We start from the raw sequence: 21901 nt of genomic DNA, 5'->3' as shown, positions 1-21901 counted from the left end.
CGATGGTAGTGTGGGGTCTCCCCATGCGAGAGTAGGGAACTGCCAGGCATCAAATCAAGCAGAAGGCCATCCTGACGGATGGCCTTTTTGCGTTGGTGCAGGAAAAAACTTGCAGGCCATAACAGTATCTACGCAGGGCCACGGTAGGAGGGAAACTTCGTATTATTCCCTCACATATGCCAGATTCAACAGAGAATACGGCTTCCCCAACTTGCCCACTTCTATACGTCCTCCATACCTGAATTCTATCCTGAAGATCCTCAATAACTATTCCCCTGCTAACTAAATTCATAGTTAAGGTTGCATAATTACATGCAACAAATGTATAACATTTTCTTTGCTAAAAAATAACGATAACCGATAAAAGCATCGGATTACGGCAGGAGACATAATGGCATGGCTGAAAGTACTGTAACGGCAGATAGCAAACTGACAAGTAGTGATACTCGTCGCCGCATTTGGGCAATTGTGGGGGCCTCTTCAGGTAATCTGGTCGAGTGGTTCGATTTCTATGTCTACTCGTTCTGTTCACTCTACTTCGCCCACATCTTCTTCCCTTCCGGGAACACGACGACTCAACTACTACAAACAGCAGGTGTTTTTGCTGCGGGATTCCTGATGCGCCCAATAGGAGGTTGGCTATTTGGCCGCATAGCCGATAAACATGGTCGTAAAAAATCAATGTTGTTATCGGTGTGTATGATGTGTTTCGGATCACTGGTTATCGCCTGCCTGCCAGGTTATGAAACTATCGGTACCTGGGCTCCAGCATTATTGCTTCTCGCGCGTTTATTTCAGGGATTATCCGTTGGCGGAGAATATGGCACTAGCGCCACTTATATGAGTGAAGTTGCTGTTGAAGGGCGCAAAGGGTTCTACGCTTCGTTCCAGTATGTCACGCTAATTGGCGGCCAGTTGCTGGCCTTACTGGTTGTGGTGGTTTTACAACATACTATGGAAGATTCTGCTCTCAGAGAGTGGGGATGGCGCATTCCCTTTGCACTAGGAGCAGTATTAGCTGTTGTGGCATTGTGGTTACGTCGTCAGTTAGATGAAACGTCACAACAAGAAACACGCGCTTTAAAAGAAGCGGGGTCAATGAAAGGATTATGGCGTAATCGCCGTGCATTCATCATGGTTCTCGGCTTCACTGCTGCGGGATCGCTTTGTTTTTATACATTCACTACATATATGCAAAAATATCTGGTGAATACCGCAGGAATGCACGCCAACGTAGCGAGTGGTATTATGACTGCGGCATTGTTTGTATTCATGCTTATTCAGCCGCTCATTGGTGCATTGTCGGATAAGATTGGTCGCCGCACCTCAATGTTATGTTTCGGTTCTCTGGCAGCCATTTTTACTGTTCCTATTCTCTCAGCATTGCAGAACGTATCCTCTCCTTATGCCGCTTTTGGTCTGGTGATGTGCGCCCTGCTGATAGTGAGTTTTTATACTTCAATCAGTGGAATACTGAAAGCTGAGATGTTCCCGGCACAGGTTCGCGCATTAGGCGTTGGTCTGTCATATGCGGTCGCCAATGCTATATTTGGTGGTTCGGCGGAGTACGTAGCGTTGTCGCTGAAATCAATAGGAATGGAAACAGCCTTCTTCTGGTATGTGACCTTGATGGCTGTAGTAGCGTTTCTGGTTTCGTTGATGCTTCATCGCAAAGGGAAGGGGATGCGTCTTTAGTGACGGGTTAGTTGCCAGACGGTATAGCCGGTGCTTGCGCCGGCAACATCCCAGGCAAAATCCTTCCAGCTCCAGCCACTCCCTTCAGCTCGGCTATCCCAAAGTTCTTTTGATGCCCCCAGCCCTACAGAGAACATCAATCCAAACATGGCACTGCGATCGCGACTGCTTCCCTGATGCTGTGCATATTCATTCCCGGCAGCGGAAAGCATCGCTGAGGCGATAAAGTGTTGGGCTTTATCCTGTCCGCTCCAGCTATCGTTAGCCATATGGCTGCAACCTGAAAGTAACAATAGCGAACAGACAAAAAGAATACGCAAAACGTGGCCTCCAAAAAACAAACCCCGTACAGGACGGGGTTGTGATCACAGGATGCGGCTAATTAATCGGTCGATGCGGATACGGCGCAAACGGCGGATGAGTTTACGAACCTTCACCGGATAATCGGCAATACTTTGCAGATCGCGATAGTGCTTAACGATGGTGGTATGCTCGCGGATCAGCTCCAGTTCTTTCTCTCGCTGTGGCGCAAGCTCCAGTTGCGGATCGTGGATCAAAATGGCGTTTTCCAGATCCAGACGCCAGGCGCGTGGGTTCAGGTTATTGCCGGTGATCAGCATCCACTTATCATCAACCCACATCCCTTTCAGGTGATAGGTGTTGTCGTCATCTTTCCATAACCGAACCACTAACTGGTCAGTGTTGACGTAATACTGTAAACGGCTCAGGAAACGACGCAGATTGATCTCATAGAGATAAGGCAATGCGCCAATTATCTTGAAAGGTTCATCTTCCGGAATGTAGAAGTCATTCGCGGTTTTATCACCAACAATAATTTCGACCTTTTTCCCTTCGCGCAGCAACTGGATGATATTGCGCACAAGGATTGCTGGCAGGTTGAAGTATGGCGTACAGATGGTTAGTTTCTGCTCGGCACAAGGCATAAGGTGGAAAATGGTCTTGTTCAATAGACTCGATTTCCCCAGACCTACCAACGGCGTTACGGAAAGCTGATCGTTGTCAGCATCGCCCTGGAAATGATAAGCGGCATCACGCAGCTCCTGGCGGAACAGACGAATGTCATTCTTGATTTCCGGGCTTTTTGGCCGATTAACATCATCCAGACGATTAACGCCGCGACCATTCATTATATTCTGTGTAACCCATTCGAACATAATGTCTGACATCTTGCGGTTACGAATCAGATGATAACGGTCGTAGCGGTATTTATCGTGCTGATGCAGATAAACATCGTTCAAGCTGGCACCGCTATAAAGAACGCTATCGTCGATGATAAAGCCTTTAAAGTGCAGAACGCCAAGGGCCTCACGGGTATTGATTGGAACGCCATAAACCGGAACATCTACGCCCGGATTTTCCTGTGCCATGCGGCAGTACCAGTCAGCGTTAGTGTTAGATGCCGCAGCGCCAATGCGTCCACGTTGTGCACGATGCCAGTCGACCAGCACCCGTACATCCAGTTCCGGACGCTGCCTTTTAGCCTCATACAACGCGTTCAGAATGCCTTTGCCACCGTCATCCTGTTCGAGATACAGGGCGACAATGCAAATGCGCTGCTTCGCGCTGGCTATTTTTTCCAGCAGCGTCTCCCGGAAGTCGGCGGGAGCGTAAAAGAAATCGACATCATCAACTGATTGAGAAATCTTGGGTAGTTGGGCAAGGTGTTGTTGATGTTTATTACGCTTAAATTTTGACAACATCACAGTGCATTTCTTCTCTGTTCATTGAAGGGTCCTCTGTGCAATGCAGACGACATAAGCGGGCAATAATAACACCAGTCCCGATTAAGTGGTCAACATTTCCAGTACCTTACTCATGATTCCTCGCGCTGGGCAAGATTTAGCGTAAGCCCAACGATCCCCTCTTCGAGCTGGATATCAACGTTAAACCCGAGCTTGCGGGCCAGCGCCACCATGCCACGATTGTTTGGCATCGTAATACCATTCAGACGTTGCAGTCCGTGATCTCGCGTATAGGTAATCAACTTTTCCATTAAGCGTCGACCTAAGCCTAACCCTTTGAGATCCGAGCGAACCAGCACGGCAAATTCGGCATCGATGTTATCAGGGTCGGAGATCGCACGCGTGACGCCGAGGATCTCTTCCGTTTGATCAATACGTCGTACCGCTACAAATGCCATTTCCCGATCGTAGTCGATCTGCGTCATGTTGGCTAAATCTTCATGGGTAAATTCGTTGATCTCGCTAAAGTAGCGGTAATAAAGATCTTCTTTGGTGACTCGCGAAATGAATTGCTGAAGCTGTGGCTCATCTTCCGGCAAAATCGGGCGGAACAAGCAACGTTCGCCGTTTTTCAATTCTACCCATTCTTCCAGCTGATGAGGATAAGGGCGGACTGCCAGGCGACTCTCGTTATCGCCTTCAAACGGCGCGATATCCAGCGTGACATCCAACGCGGTAAATTCACTGCCGGAAGCCAGCAAAGGATGAATATCCAGCCTCTGAATCTCCGGACAATCGACAATCAAGTTAGAAACCTGCACCAGTAACTGGCTTAATCCCGCCACATCCAGCGGGCGTAGCGCACTACGTGCACGAATCTTTTTACTTTTGATCCCCTGAATGACCAGATAACGTGCCAGGTTCATGTTCAGCGGCGGTAGTGCGACGACGGCTTGATCTTCAGGACGCCACTCCACATCGCCTTCGCCCAGCATGATCAACGGTCCGAAAACCGGATCGTGCTCAACCACTACTCGCAACTCCTGAGCGCCAGCACGGTTAGCCATACTTTGTACCAACAGGCCGTGGATACGCGCCTGCGGCCAGGCCATTTTTACGCGATCGAAAATAGCATTTGCGGCTTGCTGGACTTCATTGGCTGTACGCAAGTAGAGCATGACGCCCTGAACTTCTGATTTATGTGGAATATCCGGCGAGCGTAATTTTAGTGCCACCGGATAACCAATCTGTTCGGCAATATGCACAGCCTCGGTGCTGTCAGTGGCAATCCAGGTGGGAAGTGTGTTCATGCCGTACGCTTGCAGGATAGGCTGAACTTCATGGGTATCGAGCGACGTTGCCCCTTCGAAAATGGCCTGTTGCAACAGAAGATGCGCTTCTGCGGTATTAGAGGTCAGATTGCTGGGCAACGCCGGCGTTTCGCGTAGTTGCTTCTGATTACGCCGGTACTCCACCATATGCATAAAAGCGGTGATGGTTCCTTCCGGGGTGCGGTAGGTCGGCAGCCCGGCTTCGCTGAATAAACGTCGTGCCTCTTGCGAGGAGTGCTCGCCGCACCAGTTCGTCAGCAGAGAAACATACTTGCTGCGGGGATGATGCTTTACTGCTTCAATTAATGCATGTGCGCTTTCTGTTGCGGGAGCAGCGGCGCTGGGCGAATGAATAACCATCAGCGCATCAAAATCCTGACTGTGGAGCAGAATATCCAGCGTTTTAATATAATGCTCACTACTGGCGTCATCACGAAGATCGAGCGGGTTAGAGATTGCCACATGTTCTGGCAGTGCATCGCGCAATTTCTGGCAGGTTTCTTCACTGAGCGTAGCCAGCTTGCCATTGCGTGACCATAAGGCATCCAGCGCCAGTGCGGCAGGTGCTGCACCGTTGCTGATAATCATCAGCCGCTCTCCACGTAGCGGGCGCATATGGCTAAGGGTTTCGACTGCCGAAAACAGCTCGTGGGTATCCTGTACTCGCAACAAACCGGCGCGCTGAATAGCTGCATCCCAAGCAGGATCCATTCCTGCCGTGGTGTTCAGTAGTCGTTGCGCCGCCGGGCTACGTCCACTTTTAATCACCAGAATCGGTTTATTACGTGAGGCGCTACGTGCAGCCGAAACAAAACGTCGCGCATCACTTAATTGTTCGAGGTAGAGCAGGATTGCACTGGTTTTGCTGTCGCGCGCCAGATAATCGAGCAATTCATCAACGTCGATATCCAGGCTGTCGCCGAGAGCAATAAAGTAGGAAAAGCCCATTTCCCGCTGTTGTGCCCAGTCGAGGATGGTATTGGAGACGGCGGCAGACTGCGAAATAAACGCCAGTTTGCCGCGTTTAATCGGTACAGGCGAAAAGCTGGCATTCAGGCCTTGCCAGGGGGCCAGTAATCCCAGACTGTTTGGCCCCAGCAGACGCATGTTATGGCGCAGGGCGCAGGCGCGGAGATCTTCGTGCTGCGATGCCGGGGCGGAAAGAATAATGCAGGTTTTACAGCCTTTCTCGCCGAGCTCTTCCAGAAGAGCAAGATTGCGGCTGGCATTGGTACATAAAACCGCAAGATCGGGTGTAAAGGGCAGGCTCGCAATATCCGGCCAGGCCAACACACCCAACACCGCTTTCCAGGCAGGCGTCACCGGGAGTACCGGCCCGTTAAATCCCCCCGCCAGCAGGTTACGCATCATCAGATAACCTGCGCGATTGGGTTTCATCGATGCGCCAATTACCGCAATCGATTTTGGTCGCAGTAATGCTTCCAGTCCTCGCTGACTCATATCGGTCTCCCGCAGAAGTGACCGAATGATTTTAAACGCTTTCTAACTGTTCTGCTGTGATGCTACCCAGATGTTGCGTTTTTCCTGCCAGATAGCGTGTTTTAAAGCGGGTGAAATGCTCGCCTAGACCTGCCGCCGCTTCGGTATCGCCGGCCATATCTAACAGTGCGATGGCAACTTCGGCAGTGCAGTATTGGCCTTCAGCCTGGGCTTCACGCAGGCGATAGGCAGATAGCCGGGAAAGATCGACGGAAATGACGGGAAGATTATCCAGATACGGACTTTTACGAAACATCTTGCGAGCTTCCGGCCAGGTACCATCGAGCATGATAAACAGCGGTGGCTTACCAGCAGGTGGTGTAAAAATCACTTCCCGTTGTTCATTAGCATATGAGGCAGGGAAGACCACCACCGGTTGATAATCCGGGTTTTGTACCAGAGCCAGCAAATCCTGCGAGGGTTCGGTACGGGACCATTGAAACGCGACGGTATTTGGCAAGATATCGGCAATCAGACGCCCGGTGTTACTGGGCTTCATTGGCTCGGTGTCGAACATCAGCAAACAAAAGCGACTTTTAGCTTCCGCTGGAGTAATTGTCGAACAGAGACATAATTTCTCTGGCAAAAGACAGCGTTGGCAGCGACGAACGCGATTACCGCGGGCAAGAAAAGGACGTGTTGCGCGCGCAATACGCTCGGCGCGTAACTGGAGAACAGCGTTTTCGGTCATAAGAGAGCGTCGAAAAAACGCCATTGTCGCAGAGGAGAAAACGGGGCACAAGATGTACCCCGACAAGATTAAAGTGATTCGTTCAGCCAGCTATCGAAAGGTGCTTTTGGTACTGCGCCATTAAGCATGTCGACAACCTGACCGTTTTTGAAAATCATGATTGTCGGAATGCTACGAATACCAAAGCGGCTGCTTAATTCACGTTCAGCTTCGGTATTCACTTTCACAAAGCGCACTTTACCACTACGCTCTTGCGCAACATCTTCAAAAATTGGTGCGAAATTACGGCAGGGGCCGCACCACGGCGCCCAGAAGTCGATCACCACAGGCAGATCATCTTTCAGCAATTTGTCGAGCGTTTCACCGGTCGCATTAATCACCTCTCCGTCAAACAAGTCGTGACCGCAGCGTCCGCATTTTGCCGCATCTTCGATCCGATCGTCGGGAATGCGATTGATGGCCTGACAATGGGTACAAACGGTATTCATAACTAACCTCGGGATGAGTAAGGAGACTTATCGGCAACGACGCCGGTATGTTTCTAATATGTTACATATTATCGGGGACATTGTTCCAGACAACAATCTGTTTTATTCAATAGGTATGATAGTCGCAGGCTTTGGTACGAAATCATGGCGAACCGCGCGCACTTCGGGTAATCTGCGCGCTTCGCGCAGCGCTGGTGGAGAAAAGCATGAACGATGAGATGAAAGGTAAAAGCGGCAAGGTCAAAGTGATGTATGTCCGCAGTGATGATGATTCTGATAAACGTACCCATAACCCGCGTACCGGGAAAGGGGGCGGGCGTCCAGGAAAATCTCGTGCCGACGGTGGCCGTCGCCCCGCCCGCGATGACAAACAAAGTCAGCCCCGTGACCGCAAGTGGGAAGAGTCTCCGTGGCGCACGGTTTCCCGCGCGCCGGGTGATGAGACGCCGGAAAAGGCCGATCACGGTGGCATCAGTGGTAAAAGTTTTATTGATCCGGAAGTGTTGCGTCGTCAGCGTGCGGAAGAAACCCGCGTCTACGGCGAAAACGCCTGTCAGGCACTGTTCCAGAGCCGCCCCGAAGCGATTGTTCGCGCCTGGTTTATTCAGAGCGTAACGCCACGTTTTAAAGAAGCATTGCGCTGGATGGCGGCAAACCGCAAAGCGTATCATGTGGTGGATGAAGCGGAACTGACCAAAGCGTCAGGCACTGAACATCACGGCGGCGTTTGCTTCCTGATCAAAAAGCGTAACGGTACAACCGTGCAGCAGTGGGTAAGTCAGGCAGGTGCGCAGGATTGTGTACTGGCACTGGAAAACGAATCTAACCCGCATAACCTGGGTGGCATGATGCGCAGTTGCGCGCACTTCGGCGTGAAAGGCGTTGTGGTGCAGGATGCGGCGTTGCTGGAATCCGGTGCGGCTATCCGTACCGCAGAAGGCGGTGCAGAGCATGTTCAGCCGATTACTGGCGACAACATTGTTAACGTGCTGGATGACTTCCGCCAGGCGGGTTACACCGTAGTGACCACCTCCAGCGAGCAGGGTAAACCGCTGTTCAAAACCAGTCTGCCAGAGAAAATGGTGCTAGTGCTGGGTCAGGAATATGAAGGGTTACCGGATGCCGCACGCGATCCGAACGATTTGCGCGTGAAGATTGACGGAACTGGCAATGTTGCCGGGCTGAATATCTCTGTTGCAACCGGCGTTTTGCTTGGCGAATGGTGGCGTCAGAACAAAGCCTGATAAATCAGCCGGGTGGCAATTCTGCCATCCGGCGTTTTCCCTCAAATTTACTCACTCTCTGCCGGTAATACTGGCATCCAGTCAATCGATTTCTCGCCACGTTGTTCCAGCCACTGATTTGCCAGCACAAAATGATTGCAGCCAAAGAATCCACGATGTGCAGAAAGCGGCGATGGATGCGGCGCTTTCAGTACGTGATGGCGTTGCTTATCTATAATCGCTCCTTTCTTTTGCGCATGTGATCCCCACAACAAAAACACCACGCCTTCGCGGTGCTGGTTAATCAGGCTGATGACTTTGTCGGTGAAGGTCTCCCAACCGAGGCTGGCGTGGGAATGCGCCTGACCTGCGCGAACCGTCAAGACGGTATTGAGCAGCAAAACGCCCTGACGCGCCCAGCTCTCAAGATAGCCATGACCAGGGCGGGTAAAGCCAGGAATAGTATTTTCCAACTCTTTATACATATTCAGTAATGACGGAGGAATGGCGATTCCGGGACGAACAGAAAATGCCAGACCATGCGCTTGTCCGGGGCCATGATAGGGGTCCTGACCGAGGATCACGACTTTGACATCGCCCAACTCGGTAAAGCGAAAGGCGTTAAAGACATCTTTTTGTGGCGGATAGACAGTGATGCCGGACTGCCGCTCGCTGGCGACGGTCTGAAGGGTGTTAAGAAAATAGGGTTGCTGCTTCTCTTCAGCCAGCACGTCATGCCAGGTTAATTCGTTAGCCATCTCGCTCTCCTGCGAATCTTCAATCCGCCTAGCTTAACTGCTTCTTTCTACAGAACAAAACCAAGCTCATTTTTTTAGACTTTAATGAGTGCAAAAAAATGTAAATTGGTAAAATTTCATACCCGTATAAGTTGATGTAAAACAATAAAATCCATTTGCGACCACACTTGATGTGTGGTTTTTATTGATTTAAATCAAAGAATCAAGGGTGTTTGAGGAGTATATATACACTCAAGCAACAATGGTTTTACCAATTGGCCGCGACAGGCTAAACAAATCAAATAATTTTGCCGGGGAGGCATCACATGATTACAGGTATCCAGATTACTAAAGCTGCTAATGACGATCTGCTGAACTCTTTCTGGCTGCTGGACAGCGAAAAAGGCGAAGCGCGTTGCATCGTTGCGAAAGCAGGTTTTGCAGAAGACGAAGTGGTTGCAGTAAGCAAACTGGGTGACATTGAATACCGTGAAGTTCCAGTAGAAGTTAAACCAGAAGTTCGCGTTGAAGGTGGTCAGCACCTGAACGTAAACGTTCTGCGTCGTGAAACTCTGGAAGATGCAGTTAAGCATCCGGAAAAATATCCGCAGCTGACCATCCGTGTATCCGGTTATGCAGTTCGCTTTAACTCTCTGACTCCGGAACAGCAGCGCGATGTTATCGCTCGTACCTTTACTGAAAGCCTGTAAGGTTTAAGTAGCAAGTTACTAAGCGGAAGAGGGCGACCTCTTCCGCTTTTTTTTCATTAACAGAAAATGCGCACCGCGCAATAGACCAGCAACAACGCCAGCACGATATTTAACTGGCGACCATACTGGCGAAACAATCGCTGAAACAGATGCCCCGCCAGCGCCCAGCACACATTGCCAAACGTCCCAATCATTGCCAGCAAAACGCTGACGCCAATCACCCAGCTTAACGCCTGCGTTTGTGGCAGGACAAATGTCGACAGTGCTGTAATGCCGTACAAAATAATTTTGACGTTCACAAACTGCAAAGCAAAGCTGGCCCAAAAGCTGATCGGTTTGGCCTGAAGTCCGTCTTCCTTGGTTGGACTGGTAGCGATTTTCCACGCCAGCCAGACAATATATGCTGCTCCTGCCCAACTCAAAAGGTGCACCGCTGCCGGGTCGATAACAGCCAGTGAAAATGAAATTCCTGCACACAGTAACATCACAATCAAAAATCCCAGACTCATCCCTGCCAGCACGCGGGTACTCCGACGAAATCCATGCGACGTGGCAGAGCTAAGAGCGAGTATATTGTTTGGTCCTGGCGTCAGGGCGGTAATCAGGGTGTAGGTCCAAAAAGCACTTAAAAGGGTCGGTGTCACTTGTTATCTCCTCTGTTTTGGTAGACAGTACCCGACACGAAACATTTAAAAAAATGAATGTTTTCACATTCTAAATTCGATATTTTCGATAGGTTTGGAGTTATGGATCTGCGCCGTTTTATTACGCTTAAAACCGTGGTGGAAGAGGGTTCCTTTTTGCGAGCTTCGCAAAAATTGTGTTGCACACAATCGACGGTGACTTTTCATATTCAGCAGCTTGAACAGGAGTTCTCAGTACAATTGTTTGAGAAAATTGGCCGACGGATGTGCCTCACTCGCGAAGGCAAAAAGTTGCTGCCGCACATCTATGAACTCACCAGAGTGATGGATACGCTTCGTGAGGCTGCCAAAAAAGAGTCTGATCCGGACGGAGAACTGCGCGTTGTTTCAGGCGAAACGCTGCTCTCTTACCGAATGCCGCAGGTGTTGCAGCGTTTTCGGCAACGTGCACCAAAAGTGCGTTTATCGCTGCAGTCGCTGAACTGTTACGTGATCCGTGATGCTCTACTGAATGATGAGGCCGATGTCGGTGTTTTTTATCGCGTAGGAAATGATGATGCTCTGAATCGACGAGAATTGGGTGAACAATCGCTGGTGCTGGTGGCTTCACCGCAAATTGCAGATGTCGATTTTACTCAGCCTGGAAGACATAACGCCTGTAGCTTTATTATCAACGAACCACAATGTGTCTTCCGGCAGATATTTGAGAGCGCGTTGCGCCAGCGACGGATCACGGTGGAAAACACCATTGAGCTTATAAGCATTGAAAGCATCAAGCGTTGTGTCGCGGCAAATATCGGGGTCAGTTACCTGCCGCGCTTTGCAGTGGCAAATGAACTTGCGAGTGGCGAATTAATCGAATTGCCTTTTGGCGAACAGTCGCAGACCATTACGGCAATGTGCGCTCACCATGCCGGGAAAGCGGTTAGCCCGGCGATGCACACTTTTATTCAGTGTGTTGAAGAGTGTTTTTTGCCGGGATAAAAATAATGCCGGGCTTAAACCCGGCACCTAACTTGTCGACGAAGTGCGTTTTGTTCATGCCGGATGCGGCGTGAACGCCTTATCCGGCCTACAAGATCGTGCAAATTCAATATATTGCATGAGCCATGTAGGCCTGATAAGCGTAGCGCATCAGGCAGTTTTGCGTTTGCCAGCACTTTTAATTCCGGGCTTAAACCCGGAATTAAGATCACTCTTCTGTCGTTTGCGGTGGCACGCCCGTTCCGCTTGGTTTACGGCGCTTACCAATATTTTTGGTGTCGCGATGGCGTTTTTTCACCCGCGGCTTCTCTTTCTCTTTAGCCTTTTTCTTCTCGGCGCGTTTTGCCAGTACTTTCTTCGATGGCTTGCCGGTCTGCTTCTCACTTGGCGCACGCGTTTTCGGGCGTAACTCATCAATTACGCGAGCTTTAATTGGCTCTTCAATATAACGGCCTACTTTGCCCAGCAGCAGATGGTCATGAGCTTCAACCAGCGAAATCGCTGTTCCCTTACGACCGGCGCGCGCGGTACGTCCGATACGGTGCAAATAAGTATCACCACTGCGCGGCATATCGAAGTTAAAGACGTGGCTGACGTCTGGAATGTCGATACCGCGTGCAGCAACGTCGGTGGCAACCAGTACGTTTACGCGGCCTTCGGTCAGACGTTTAATCGCTTCGTTACGCTTACCTTGTACCATCTCGCCTTCGAGATAGCAGTTGTTGATGCCCGCTTCGCGCAGCCAGTTTGCCAGTTCATGCACACGCTCACGCTTACGCACAAATACAATTGAGCGGGTCGCTTCCGGTTGTTTTAACAGATGCACCAGTAATGCGGTTTTATGCTCAAGATCATCAGCACGGTAATACCACTGATGAATCTTTTTGCGCTCACGGGTGGATGGATTCGCAGAAACTTCCACCGGATCTTCAAGCAGACGCTCGGCAAAATCCTGAATGGCATCGCCTTCAAGCGTTGCCGAGAAGAGCAGGGTCTGTTTACGCCAGCGCGTTTCGCCTGCAATATGTTCGATATCCTGAGCAAAACCCATATCCAGCATACGGTCTGCTTCGTCGAGGATCAGCGTTTCAACCGCGCGGCAATCGAAGTTCTCTTCTTTTATGTATTGCAGCAGACGTCCGGTCGTGGCAACCACGATATCCTGGTTTTCGCTGAATACTTCCGCGTGGTTCATATAGGCTACGCCGCCGGTGATGGTGGCGATATCCAGATGCGTATGTTTCGCCAGTTCGCGGGCATGATCGGCCACCTGCATCGCCAATTCGCGAGTCGGGGTGAGGATCAAAATACGCGGCGGACCGGATTTCTTACGGGGAAAATCGAGCAGGTGCTGCAACGCTGGCAGCAGATACGCCGCCGTTTTACCGGTGCCTGTCGGCGCAGAACCGAGTACATCACGGCCATCGAGCGCAGGCGGAATGGCGGCAGCCTGAATGGCGGTCGGGCGAGTGAAACCTTTATCCTGGAGGGCTTCCAGCAGGCTTTCGTCGAGTTCAAGTTCGGAAAAAGTCGTTACAGTCATGTTCTACCTCTGTGTGGGGCGCTGATTATAGACGTTACGGCTGCAATCTTCATCTGTTTGTATGGATATCGCTTCTCGGGTATTGTTCTCACCCGGTGCTATCGCCGTTTTTCCTGCAAGGTTTTATTTTCATGTCACAGTCTACATCCGTGCTTCGTCGTAATGGATTTACTTTTAAACAGTTTTTTGTTGCTCACGATCGCTGTGCGATGAAAGTGGGAACGGATGGCATTTTGCTGGGCGCATGGGCACCGGTGGCTGGGGTAAAACGTTGCCTTGATATCGGCGCGGGTAGCGGGTTGCTGGCATTAATGCTGGCGCAGCGAACCGATGACAGCGTGATGATTGATGCCGTTGAACTGGAAGGTGAAGCTGCGACTCAGGCGCAGGAAAATATCAACCAGTCCCCTTGGGCAGAGCGGATTAATATCTATCCGGCGGATATTCAGCAGTGGATCACCCAGCAGACAGCACGCTTTGATTTAATCATCAGTAACCCGCCTTATTATCAGCAGGGCGTTGAGTGCGCTACGCCGCAGAGGGAACAGGCACGCTATACCACTACGCTTGATCATCAATCGTTGCTAACCTGCGCGGCGGAGTGCATTACTGAAGAGGGATTTTTTTGCGTGGTGTTGCCAGAGCAGATTGGTAATGGTTTTACTGAATTGGCATTAAGAATGGGCTGGCATTTACGTTTACGGACGGATGTGGCGGAAAACGAAACGCGACAGCCGCATCGGGTGCTGCTGGCATTCTCCCCACAGGCGGGAGAATGCTTTAGCGATCGCTTAGTCATTCGTGGGCCAGACCAGAACTATTCCGAAGCGTACACGGCGCTGACCCAGGCTTTTTATCTGTTTATGTAATGATTGCTGGGGGAAAGGATCGATGGACCGGAATGCGTGAGTAGCTGTGGGTAATCCAGCGTAAAATGCAGGCCACGGCTCTCTTTGCGCATCATCGCACAGCGAACAATCAACTCGGCAACCTGTACCAGATTACGCAGCTCCAGCAAATTATTTGATACGCGGAAATGGGCGTAATATTCGTCTATTTCCTGCTGAAGCATATTGATTCGCCGCAGGGCGCGTTCCAGACGTTTCGTTGTGCGCACAATGCCGACGTAATCCCACATAAACAGACGTAGCTCGTGCCAGTTATGTTGAATCACCACCAGTTCGTCAGGGTTCTCAACACGGCTTTCATCCCACGGCGGTAACGTACTGACGTCGTGGGCATAAGGCATACGCCTGGTAATATCCTCCGCCGCCGACCAGCCGTAAACCAGACACTCCAGTAATGAATTCGAGGCCATGCGGTTAGCGCCGTGTAAGCCGGTATAACTCACTTCGCCAATGGCGTACAAACCTTCGACGTCCGTACGCCCATGATCATCAACCATTACACCACCGCAGGTATAGTGTGCAGCAGGCACAATCGGCACAGGGTCTTTCGTGAGATCAATCCCCAGTCCCAATAACTTTTCATAAATCATCGGGAAATGCTGACGAATAAAATCGGCGGGCTTATGGCTGATATCGAGGAACATACAATCTGCGCCGAGGCGTTTCATTTCGTGATCAATAGCACGGGCGACAATATCGCGCGGAGCCAGTTCGCCGCGCTCGTCAAAATCAGGCATGAAACGTGTGCCATCCGGTCGCTTGAGATAAGCGCCTTCGCCGCGCAGTGCTTCCGTTAACAGAAAATTGCGTGCCTGCGGATGATACAGCGCGGTAGGATGGAACTGATTAAATTCGAGATTGGCGACCCGGCAGCCCGCGCGCCACGCCATAGCAATACCATCGCCAGAAGAAATATCCGGATTGGTAGTGTACTGGTAAACTTTTGACGCACCGCCGGTTGCCAGCACCACTGCTTTTGCGTGGCAGGTTTCAACCGTTTCTTTATTTCGGTTCCATACCCACGCGCCTACAACTCGTCGCGTGCCCGGCAGGCCAATTTTGTCAGAGACAATCAGATCAACCGCGTTGCTGCGCTCCAGCACGCGAATATTCGGATGGTTCTGCGCCTTGCTCACTAGTGTGGTTTCTACTTCTTTACCGGTGGCGTCCGCAGCATGAAGAATTCGTCGGTGACTATGTCCACCTTCACGGGTCAAATGGTAACTTTCTTCGCCATTCGATTGAACGTGGGTATCAAACAACACCCCCTGGTCGATTAACCATTGCACACAGGAACGCGCATTGCTGGCGACAAATTCAACTGCATGGCGATCACAAATACCAGCACCGGCTATCATTGTGTCTTCCACATGCGAATCAATGCTGTCAGTTTCATCAAACACGGCGGCAATTCCGCCCTGGGCATAAAATGTTGAACCTTCCGTGACTGGGCCTTTACTTAGAACGATGACATGATGCCGATCAGCCAGACGTAGCGCCAGTGAAAGCCCGGCAGCGCCGCTACCGATAATCAACACGTCACATGAATGTTCAGGGAGAGTATTCATTTTCTTTGTTTAATTTACTAAACACGGTTTGGTCAGTATAGCATCATGTTGTGCGATTAAACACCTGCTATTTTAATTTTTGTTACAGAGGCTAAACAGACCGAATCACGGCGACGAGAAAACGAGAAGTTACTGGCTGGCGAAGGATTAGGTGGTGAAATAAAAAGGCCGTTGGGTTACTCTTCAGGCAGTTAAATGGGCATTTCTACACAGATAATGCGATGTTCAGATTCTGTAGACTTATAATGATAGATAATGATCCGTCTACAGCATGACAAACAAAAACAGATGCGTTACGGAACTTTACAAAAACGAGACACTCTAACCCTTTGCTTGCTCAAATTGCAGCTAATGGAGTGGCGTTTCGATAGCGCGTGGAAATTTGGTTTGGGGAGACTTTACCTCGGATGAGCGAGCAGTTAACGGACCAGGTCCTGGTTGAACGGGTCCAGAAGGGAGATCAGAAAGCCTTTAACTTACTGGTAGTGCGCTATCAGCATAAAGTGGCGAGTCTGGTTTCCCGCTATGTGCCGTCGGGTGATGTTCCCGATGTGGTACAAGAAGCTTTTATTAAAGCCTATCGTGCGCTGGATTCGTTCCGGGGAGATAGCGCTTTTTATACATGGCTGTATCGGATTGCTGTAAATACAGCGAAAAATTACCTGGTTGCTCAGGGGCGTCGTCCACCTTCCAGTGATGTGGATGCCATTGAAGCTGAAAACTTCGAAAGTGGCGGCGCGTTGAAAGAAATTTCGAACCCTGAGAACTTAATGTTGTCAGAAGAACTGAGACAGATAGTTTTCCGAACTATTGAGTCCCTCCCGGAAGATTTACGCATGGCAATAACCTTGCGGGAGCTGGATGGCCTGAGCTATGAAGAGATAGCCGCTATCATGGATTGTCCGGTAGGTACGGTGCGTTCACGTATCTTCCGAGCGAGGGAAGCTATTGATAACAAAGTTCAACCGCTTATCAGGCGTTGACGATAGCGGGATACTGGATAAGGGTATTAGGCATGCAGAAAGAACAACTTTCCGCTTTAATGGATGGCGAAACGCTGGATAGTGAGCTGCTTAACGAACTGGCTCATAACCCAGAAATGCAGAAAACCTGGGAAAGCTATCACTTAATCCGTGACTCAATGCGGGGTGATACTCCCGAGGTGCTCCATTTCGATATCTCTTCACGCGTAATGGCCGCCATTGAAGAAGAGCCAGTACGTCAACCGGCGACATTGATCCCGGAAGCCCAGCCTGCGCCGCATCAATGGCAGAAAATGCCATTCTGGCAGAAAGTTCGTCCGTGGGCGGCACAGCTTACCCAAATGGGCGTAGCAGCATGCGTATCGCTTGCAGTTATCGTTGGCGTCCAGCACTATAATGGGCAATCTGAAACGTCCCAGCAGCCCGAAACGCCAGTATTTAATACACTGCCGATGATGGGTAAAGCCAGCCCGGTTAGCCTGGGAGTACCTTCTGAAGCGACTGCAAATAATGGTCAACAGCAGCAGGTACAGGAGCAGCGTCGTCGCATTAATGCAATGTTGCAGGATTACGAACTGCAACGTCGACTCCACTCTGAACAGCTTCAGTTTGAGCAGGCCCAAACACAGCAAGCCGCTGTACAGGTGCCAGGAATTCAAACTTTAGGAACGCAATCGCAGTAATGAAGCAACTTTGGTTTGCCATGTCATTAGTGACAGGTAGCCTGTTATTCTCTGCTAACGCCTCGGCCACTCCCGCGTCCGGGGCGTTATTACAGCAGATGAACCTGGCCAGTCAGTCACTGAATTACGAGCTGTCATTCATCAGCATCAATAAACAGGGTGTTGAGTCTCTGCGTTATCGACATGCACGCCTCGATAACCGTCCTCTTGCACAATTGTTGCAAATGGATGGCCCGCGCCGGGAAGTGGTACAGCGCGGCAATGAAATCAGCTACTTTGAACCGGGCCTTGAACCGTTCACGCTTAATGGCGATTACATTGTTGATTCTCTGCCATCGCTCATCTATACCGATTTCAAACGCCTTTCTCCTTACTACGACTTTATCTCCGTGGGACGCACGCGTATTGCTGATCGTCTTTGCGAAGTCATTCGCGTGGTGGCCCGTGATGGCACACGCTACAGCTACATCGTGTGGATGGACACCGAATCGAAATTACCGATGCGGGTTGATCTCCTTGATCGCGATGGTGAAACGCTGGAACAATTTCGCGTGATTGCTTTTAACGTTAATCAGGATATCAGCAGCAGTATGCAGACGCTGGCGAAAGCAAATCTGCCGCCGCTGCTTTCTGTTCCTGTAGGTGAAAAAGCTAAATTCAGCTGGGCGCCAACCTGGTTGCCACAGGGGTTTAGTGAGGTTTCCAGCAGCCGACGTCCGTTACCGACGATGGACAACATGCCTATCGAATCACGTCTCTATTCCGACGGATTATTCAGCTTCTCGGTAAACGTTAACCGCGCTACGCCATCGAGCACCGATCAGATGTTGCGCACCGGACGCAGAACCGTCAGTACAAGCGTACGTGATAACGCCGAAATCACCATTGTCGGCGAACTGCCGCCACAAACGGCGAAACGCATTGCCGAGAATATTAAGTTTGGGGCAGCGCAATGATCAAAGAGTGGGCTACTGTCGTCTCCTGGCAAAACGGGCAGGCGCTGGTCAGTTGTGATGTTAAAGCCTCATGCAGCAGCTGTGCTTCCCGTGTCGGTTGCGGTAGCCGCGTGCTGAATAAACTTGGCCCACAAACCACGCATACCATTGTCGTACCCTGTGATGAACCATTAGTGCCGGGGCAAAAAGTGGAATTAGGAATCACCGAAGGCAGCCTGCTTAGCTCCGCATTACTGGTTTATATGTCGCCGTTGGTGGGATTATTCCTCATCGCTTCGTTATTTCAGCTACTCTTTGCTTCAGATCTTGCAGCATTATGCGGTGCGATTCTCGGCGGCGTTGGTGGATTCCTGATTGCACGCGGCTACTCGCGAAAGTTTGCTGCCCGGGCGGAATGGCAACCGATCATCTTAAGCGTGGCATTGCCGCCAGGCCTTGTGCGATTTGAAACATCTTCGGAAGACGCGAGCCAGTGATTTCACTGGCTTTGTTGCATTTTGCATAACAAATGCGAGGACGTTTCCAGATACCACAATCCATACCGTATGAACATTTCCTCGCCTCAATGTTGTAGTGTAGAATGCGGCGTTTCTATTAATACAGACGTTAAGCTCAGAACAGCGACTTCTAAAAGCCTGGTTAACCGGGCATTAAGGCACAATAATCATACTTTATGAAGAATATACGTAACTTTTCGATCATAGCTCACATTGACCACGGTAAATCGACGCTGTCTGACCGTATTATCCAGATCTGCGGTGGCCTGTCTGACCGTGAAATGGAGGCGCAGGTTCTCGATTCCATGGATCTTGAGCGTGAGCGTGGCATTACCATCAAAGCGCAAAGCGTGACGCTGGATTACAAAGCGTCTGACGGCGAAACCTATCAGCTTAACTTTATCGACACCCCGGGCCACGTAGACTTCTCCTATGAAGTTTCCCGTTCGCTGGCTGCCTGTGAAGGTGCATTGCTGGTGGTCGACGCCGGGCAGGGCGTAGAAGCGCAAACCCTGGCAAACTGCTACACCGCGATGGAAATGGATCTCGAAGTAGTGCCGGTACTGAACAAGATTGACCTGCCGGCAGCTGATCCTGAACGCGTAGCAGAAGAAATTGAAGATATCGTTGGTATCGACGCCACCGACGCAGTGCGCTGCTCAGCGAAAACCGGCGTTGGTGTGCAGGACGTTCTCGAACGTCTGGTGCGAGATATTCCGCCGCCGGAAGGCGATCCGGAAGGCCCGTTACAGGCGCTAATTATCGACTCCTGGTTCGACAACTACCTGGGCGTTGTTTCACTTATCCGTATTAAAAACGGCACCCTGCGTAAGGGCGACAAAGTGAAAGTCATGAGTACCGGGCAGACCTATAACGCCGACCGTCTGGGTATTTTCACGCCGAAGCAGGTTGACCGCACTGAACTGAAATGCGGTGAAGTTGGCTGGTTAGTATGTGCGATCAAAGACATCCACGGTGCACCGGTAGGCGATACCTTAACACTGGCGCGTAATCCGGCAGAAAAGGCGCTGCCTGGCTTTAAGAAAGTCAAACCGCAGGTTTACGCAGGCTTGTTCCCGGTAAGCTCTGACGACTATGAAGCCTTCCGTGACGCGCTGGGCAAACTCAGCCTGAATGATGCCTCACTGTTCTATGAGCCGGAAAGCTCCAGCGCGTTGGGCTTTGGTTTCCGCTGCGGCTTCCTCGGCCTGCTGCACATGGAGATCATTCAGGAACGTCTGGAACGTGAATACGATCTGGATCTGATCACCACGGCGCCGACCGTAGTGTATGAAGTTGAAACTACGTCAAGAGAAGTTATTTACGTCGACAGCCCATCGAAGCTGCCAGCGGTAAATAACATCTACGAACTGCGCGAGCCGATTGCAGAGTGTCACATGCTATTGCCGCAGGCATATCTCGGTAACGTTATTACGCTGTGCGTAGAAAAACGTGGCGTACAAACTAACATGGTTTACCACGGTAACCAGGTAGCGTTGACCTACGAGATCCCGATGGCGGAAGTGGTGCTCGACTTCTTCGATCGCCTGAAATCTACCTCGCGTGGTTATGCGTCTCTGGATTACAACTTCAAACGCTTCCAGGCGTCCGACATGGTACGTGTAGACGTATTAATCAACGGTGAACGTGTTGATGCGCTGGCGTTGATCACCCACCGTGATAATTCGCAAAACCGCGGTCGCGAGCTGGTGGAGAAGATGAAAGATCTGATCCCACGCCAGCAGTTTGATATCGCCATTCAGGCTGCGATTGGTACGCACATCATTGCGCGCTCCACCGTGAAACAGCTGCGTAAAAACGTACTGGCTAAATGTTATGGCGGCGATATCAGCCGTAAGAAAAAGCTGCTGCAGAAGCAGAAAGAAGGTAAGAAACGCATGAAGCAGATCGGTAACGTCGAGCTGCCGCAGGAAGCGTTCCTCGCCATTCTGCACGTCGGCAAAGACAACAAATAACCCTTAGGAGTTGGCATGGCGAATATGTTTGCCCTGATTCTGGTGATTGCCACACTGGTGACGGGCATTTTATGGTGCGTGGATAAATTCTTTTTCGCACCTAAACGGCGGGAACGTCAGGCAGCGGCGCAGGCGGCTGCCGGTGACTCACTGGATAAAGCAACGCTGAAGAAAGTTGCGCCGAAGCCTGGCTGGCTGGAAACCGGTGCTTCTGTTTTTCCGGTGCTGGCTATCGTATTGATTGTGCGTTCGTTTATTTATGAACCGTTCCAGATCCCGTCAGGTTCGATGATGCCGACTCTGTTAATCGGTGACTTTATTCTGGTAGAAAAGTTTGCTTACGGCATTAAAGATCCTATCTACCAGAAAACGCTGATCGAAACCGGTCATCCGAAACGTGGCGATATCGTGGTCTTTAAATACCCGGAAGATCCAAAGCTTGATTACATCAAGCGTGCGGTGGGTTTACCGGGCGATAAAGTCACTTACGATCCGGTTTCAAAAGAGCTGACGATTCAGCCGGGATGTAGCTCCGGTCAGGCGTGTGAAAACGCGCTGCCGGTCACCTACTCAAACGTGGAACCGAGCGATTTCGTTCAGACCTTCTCACGTCGTAATGGTGGGGAAGCAACCAGCGGATTCTTTGAAGTGCCGAAAAACGAAACCAAAGAAAATGGAATTCGTCTTTCCGAGCGTAAAGAGACTCTGGGTGATGTGACGCACCGTATTCTGACAGTGCCGATTGCGCAGGATCAGGTGGGGATGTATTACCAGCAGCCAGGGCAACAACTGGCAACCTGGATTGTTCCACCGGGCCAATACTTCATGATGGGTGACAACCGTGACAACAGCGCGGACAGCCGTTACTGGGGCTTTGTGCCGGAAGCGAATCTGGTCGGTCGGGCAACGGCTATCTGGATGAGTTTCGATAAGCAAGAAGGCGAATGGCCGACAGGTGTGCGCTTAAGTCGTATTGGCGGCATCCATTAATAGCTTATCTTCGTTCACGTTGTCGCCGTAATGGCGACAACGTGAATTATTTATGAGATAAATCTCCCGTGGCTAACGACATCCCCCGTCG

21 protein-coding genes are annotated in these 21901 nt (G+C 50.7%); 12 read left to right on the top strand and 9 right to left on the bottom strand.

Annotated features, from left to right (window positions below):
• The first annotated feature begins 396 nt into the window (after window positions 1-396).
• Entirely contained in the window at window positions 397-1695 is a 1299-nt protein-coding gene (gene kgtP / locus HEN33_RS10335; RefSeq protein ID WP_176263835.1) for an alpha-ketoglutarate permease, read from the top strand.
• Here the strand turns inward: kgtP and HEN33_RS10330 are convergent.
• The 5 genes from HEN33_RS10330 to trxC all read right to left on the bottom strand — a co-directional run bounded on the left by HEN33_RS10330 (window position 1692) and on the right by trxC (window position 7408).
• Window positions 1692-2015: a YfiM family lipoprotein gene (locus HEN33_RS10330; protein WP_176263834.1), complete on the bottom strand. Its 324-nt coding sequence runs from the start codon at window positions 2013-2015 to the stop codon at window positions 1692-1694. The two genes, kgtP and HEN33_RS10330, sit on opposite strands and share 4 nt — an antisense overlap.
• 45 nt (window positions 2016-2060) lie before the next feature.
• Window positions 2061-3416 carry a CDP-diacylglycerol--serine O-phosphatidyltransferase gene (pssA, locus tag HEN33_RS10325; protein ID WP_000949265.1) on the bottom strand — a complete coding sequence of 452 codons (1356 nt, stop codon included), beginning with the start codon at window positions 3414-3416 and terminating at the stop codon, window positions 2061-2063.
• 113 nt (window positions 3417-3529) lie between these two features.
• Window positions 3530-6190 (bottom strand): peptidyl-lysine N-acetyltransferase PatZ, encoded by a 2661-nt coding sequence (gene patZ / locus HEN33_RS10320; RefSeq protein ID WP_176263833.1) that lies wholly within the window; start codon window positions 6188-6190, stop codon window positions 3530-3532.
• A 31-nt stretch (window positions 6191-6221) separates the two neighbouring features.
• Complete coding sequence (gene tapT / locus HEN33_RS10315) at window positions 6222-6920, bottom strand: tRNA-uridine aminocarboxypropyltransferase (protein WP_148048108.1); 699 nt, start codon at window positions 6918-6920, stop codon at window positions 6222-6224.
• A 68-nt stretch (window positions 6921-6988) separates the two neighbouring features.
• A complete protein-coding gene (trxC, locus tag HEN33_RS10310; protein ID WP_001098726.1) occupies window positions 6989-7408 on the bottom strand; it encodes a thioredoxin TrxC in 420 nt (139 codons plus the stop codon).
• Window positions 7409-7614: 206 nt separating this feature from the next.
• Here trxC and HEN33_RS10305 point away from each other — a divergent pair, with 206 nt between their 5' ends.
• Window positions 7615-8652 (top strand): tRNA/rRNA methyltransferase, encoded by a 1038-nt coding sequence (locus HEN33_RS10305; protein WP_000997419.1) that lies wholly within the window; start codon window positions 7615-7617, stop codon window positions 8650-8652.
• Between the two features lie 47 nt (window positions 8653-8699).
• Here HEN33_RS10305 and ung read toward each other — a convergent pair whose 3' ends face one another.
• Window positions 8700-9389: a uracil-DNA glycosylase gene (gene ung, locus HEN33_RS10300; protein ID WP_176263832.1), complete on the bottom strand. Its 690-nt coding sequence runs from the start codon at window positions 9387-9389 to the stop codon at window positions 8700-8702.
• Window positions 9390-9694: 305 nt separating this feature from the next.
• Here ung and grcA point away from each other — a divergent pair, with 305 nt between their 5' ends.
• Window positions 9695-10078: an autonomous glycyl radical cofactor GrcA gene (grcA, locus tag HEN33_RS10295; protein ID WP_000627804.1), complete on the top strand. Its 384-nt coding sequence runs from the start codon at window positions 9695-9697 to the stop codon at window positions 10076-10078.
• A gap of 56 nt (window positions 10079-10134) precedes the next feature.
• On the opposite strand, the gene eamB is transcribed toward grcA, so the two are convergent.
• Window positions 10135-10722 carry a cysteine/O-acetylserine transporter gene (gene eamB / locus HEN33_RS10290; protein ID WP_032303583.1) on the bottom strand — a complete coding sequence of 196 codons (588 nt, stop codon included), beginning with the start codon at window positions 10720-10722 and terminating at the stop codon, window positions 10135-10137.
• Between the two features lie 102 nt (window positions 10723-10824).
• Here eamB and HEN33_RS10285 point away from each other — a divergent pair, with 102 nt between their 5' ends.
• Window positions 10825-11706 carry a LysR family transcriptional regulator gene (locus HEN33_RS10285; RefSeq protein WP_176263831.1) on the top strand — a complete coding sequence of 294 codons (882 nt, stop codon included), beginning with the start codon at window positions 10825-10827 and terminating at the stop codon, window positions 11704-11706.
• Between the two features lie 208 nt (window positions 11707-11914).
• Here HEN33_RS10285 and srmB read toward each other — a convergent pair whose 3' ends face one another.
• Window positions 11915-13249: an ATP-dependent RNA helicase SrmB gene (srmB, locus tag HEN33_RS10280; RefSeq protein ID WP_000219193.1), complete on the bottom strand. Its 1335-nt coding sequence runs from the start codon at window positions 13247-13249 to the stop codon at window positions 11915-11917.
• Window positions 13250-13380: 131 nt separating this feature from the next.
• Here srmB and trmN point away from each other — a divergent pair, with 131 nt between their 5' ends.
• The gene (gene trmN, locus HEN33_RS10275) at window positions 13381-14118 is read left to right on the top strand and encodes a tRNA(1)(Val) (adenine(37)-N(6))-methyltransferase TrmN (protein WP_176263830.1); all 738 of its coding nucleotides are present in this window, start codon (window positions 13381-13383) and stop codon (window positions 14116-14118) included.
• Here trmN and nadB read toward each other — a convergent pair.
• Complete coding sequence (gene nadB / locus HEN33_RS10270; protein ID WP_176263829.1) at window positions 14103-15725, bottom strand: L-aspartate oxidase; 1623 nt, start codon at window positions 15723-15725, stop codon at window positions 14103-14105. The two genes, trmN and nadB, sit on opposite strands and share 16 nt — an antisense overlap.
• 255 nt (window positions 15726-15980) lie before the next feature.
• On the opposite strand from nadB, the gene rseD reads away from it, so the two are divergent.
• From rseD to lepB, 7 genes are all read left to right on the top strand, one after another.
• Window positions 15981-16136, top strand: coding sequence for a rpoE leader peptide RseD (gene rseD / locus HEN33_RS10265; RefSeq protein ID WP_001303621.1), 156 nt, complete (start codon window positions 15981-15983; stop codon window positions 16134-16136).
• The gene (gene rpoE, locus HEN33_RS10260; protein WP_001295364.1) at window positions 16133-16708 is read left to right on the top strand and encodes an RNA polymerase sigma factor RpoE; all 576 of its coding nucleotides are present in this window, start codon (window positions 16133-16135) and stop codon (window positions 16706-16708) included. The genes rseD and rpoE overlap by 4 nt, the downstream gene beginning before the upstream one ends.
• Window positions 16709-16740: 32 nt before the next feature.
• A complete protein-coding gene (gene rseA / locus HEN33_RS10255; protein WP_001168459.1) occupies window positions 16741-17391 on the top strand; it encodes an anti-sigma-E factor RseA in 651 nt (216 codons plus the stop codon).
• Window positions 17391-18347, top strand: coding sequence for a sigma-E factor regulatory protein RseB (rseB, locus tag HEN33_RS10250; protein ID WP_176263828.1), 957 nt, complete (start codon window positions 17391-17393; stop codon window positions 18345-18347). The genes rseA and rseB overlap by 1 nt, the downstream gene beginning before the upstream one ends.
• Window positions 18344-18823: a SoxR-reducing system protein RseC gene (rseC, locus tag HEN33_RS10245; protein ID WP_000589077.1), complete on the top strand. Its 480-nt coding sequence runs from the start codon at window positions 18344-18346 to the stop codon at window positions 18821-18823. The genes rseB and rseC overlap by 4 nt, the downstream gene beginning before the upstream one ends.
• A 197-nt stretch (window positions 18824-19020) precedes the next feature.
• The gene (lepA, locus tag HEN33_RS10240) at window positions 19021-20820 is read left to right on the top strand and encodes a translation elongation factor 4 (RefSeq protein ID WP_000790168.1); all 1800 of its coding nucleotides are present in this window, start codon (window positions 19021-19023) and stop codon (window positions 20818-20820) included.
• Between the two features lie 15 nt (window positions 20821-20835).
• Window positions 20836-21810, top strand: coding sequence for a signal peptidase I (gene lepB, locus HEN33_RS10235; RefSeq protein ID WP_000002542.1), 975 nt, complete (start codon window positions 20836-20838; stop codon window positions 21808-21810).
• The last annotated feature ends 91 nt before the right edge of the window (window positions 21811-21901 follow it).

The organism is Escherichia sp. 94.0001 (assembly GCF_013369155.2).
Lineage (GTDB): Bacteria > Pseudomonadota > Gammaproteobacteria > Enterobacterales > Enterobacteriaceae > Escherichia > Escherichia coli_F.
This window is presented reverse-complemented; position numbering and strand designations above follow the sequence as displayed.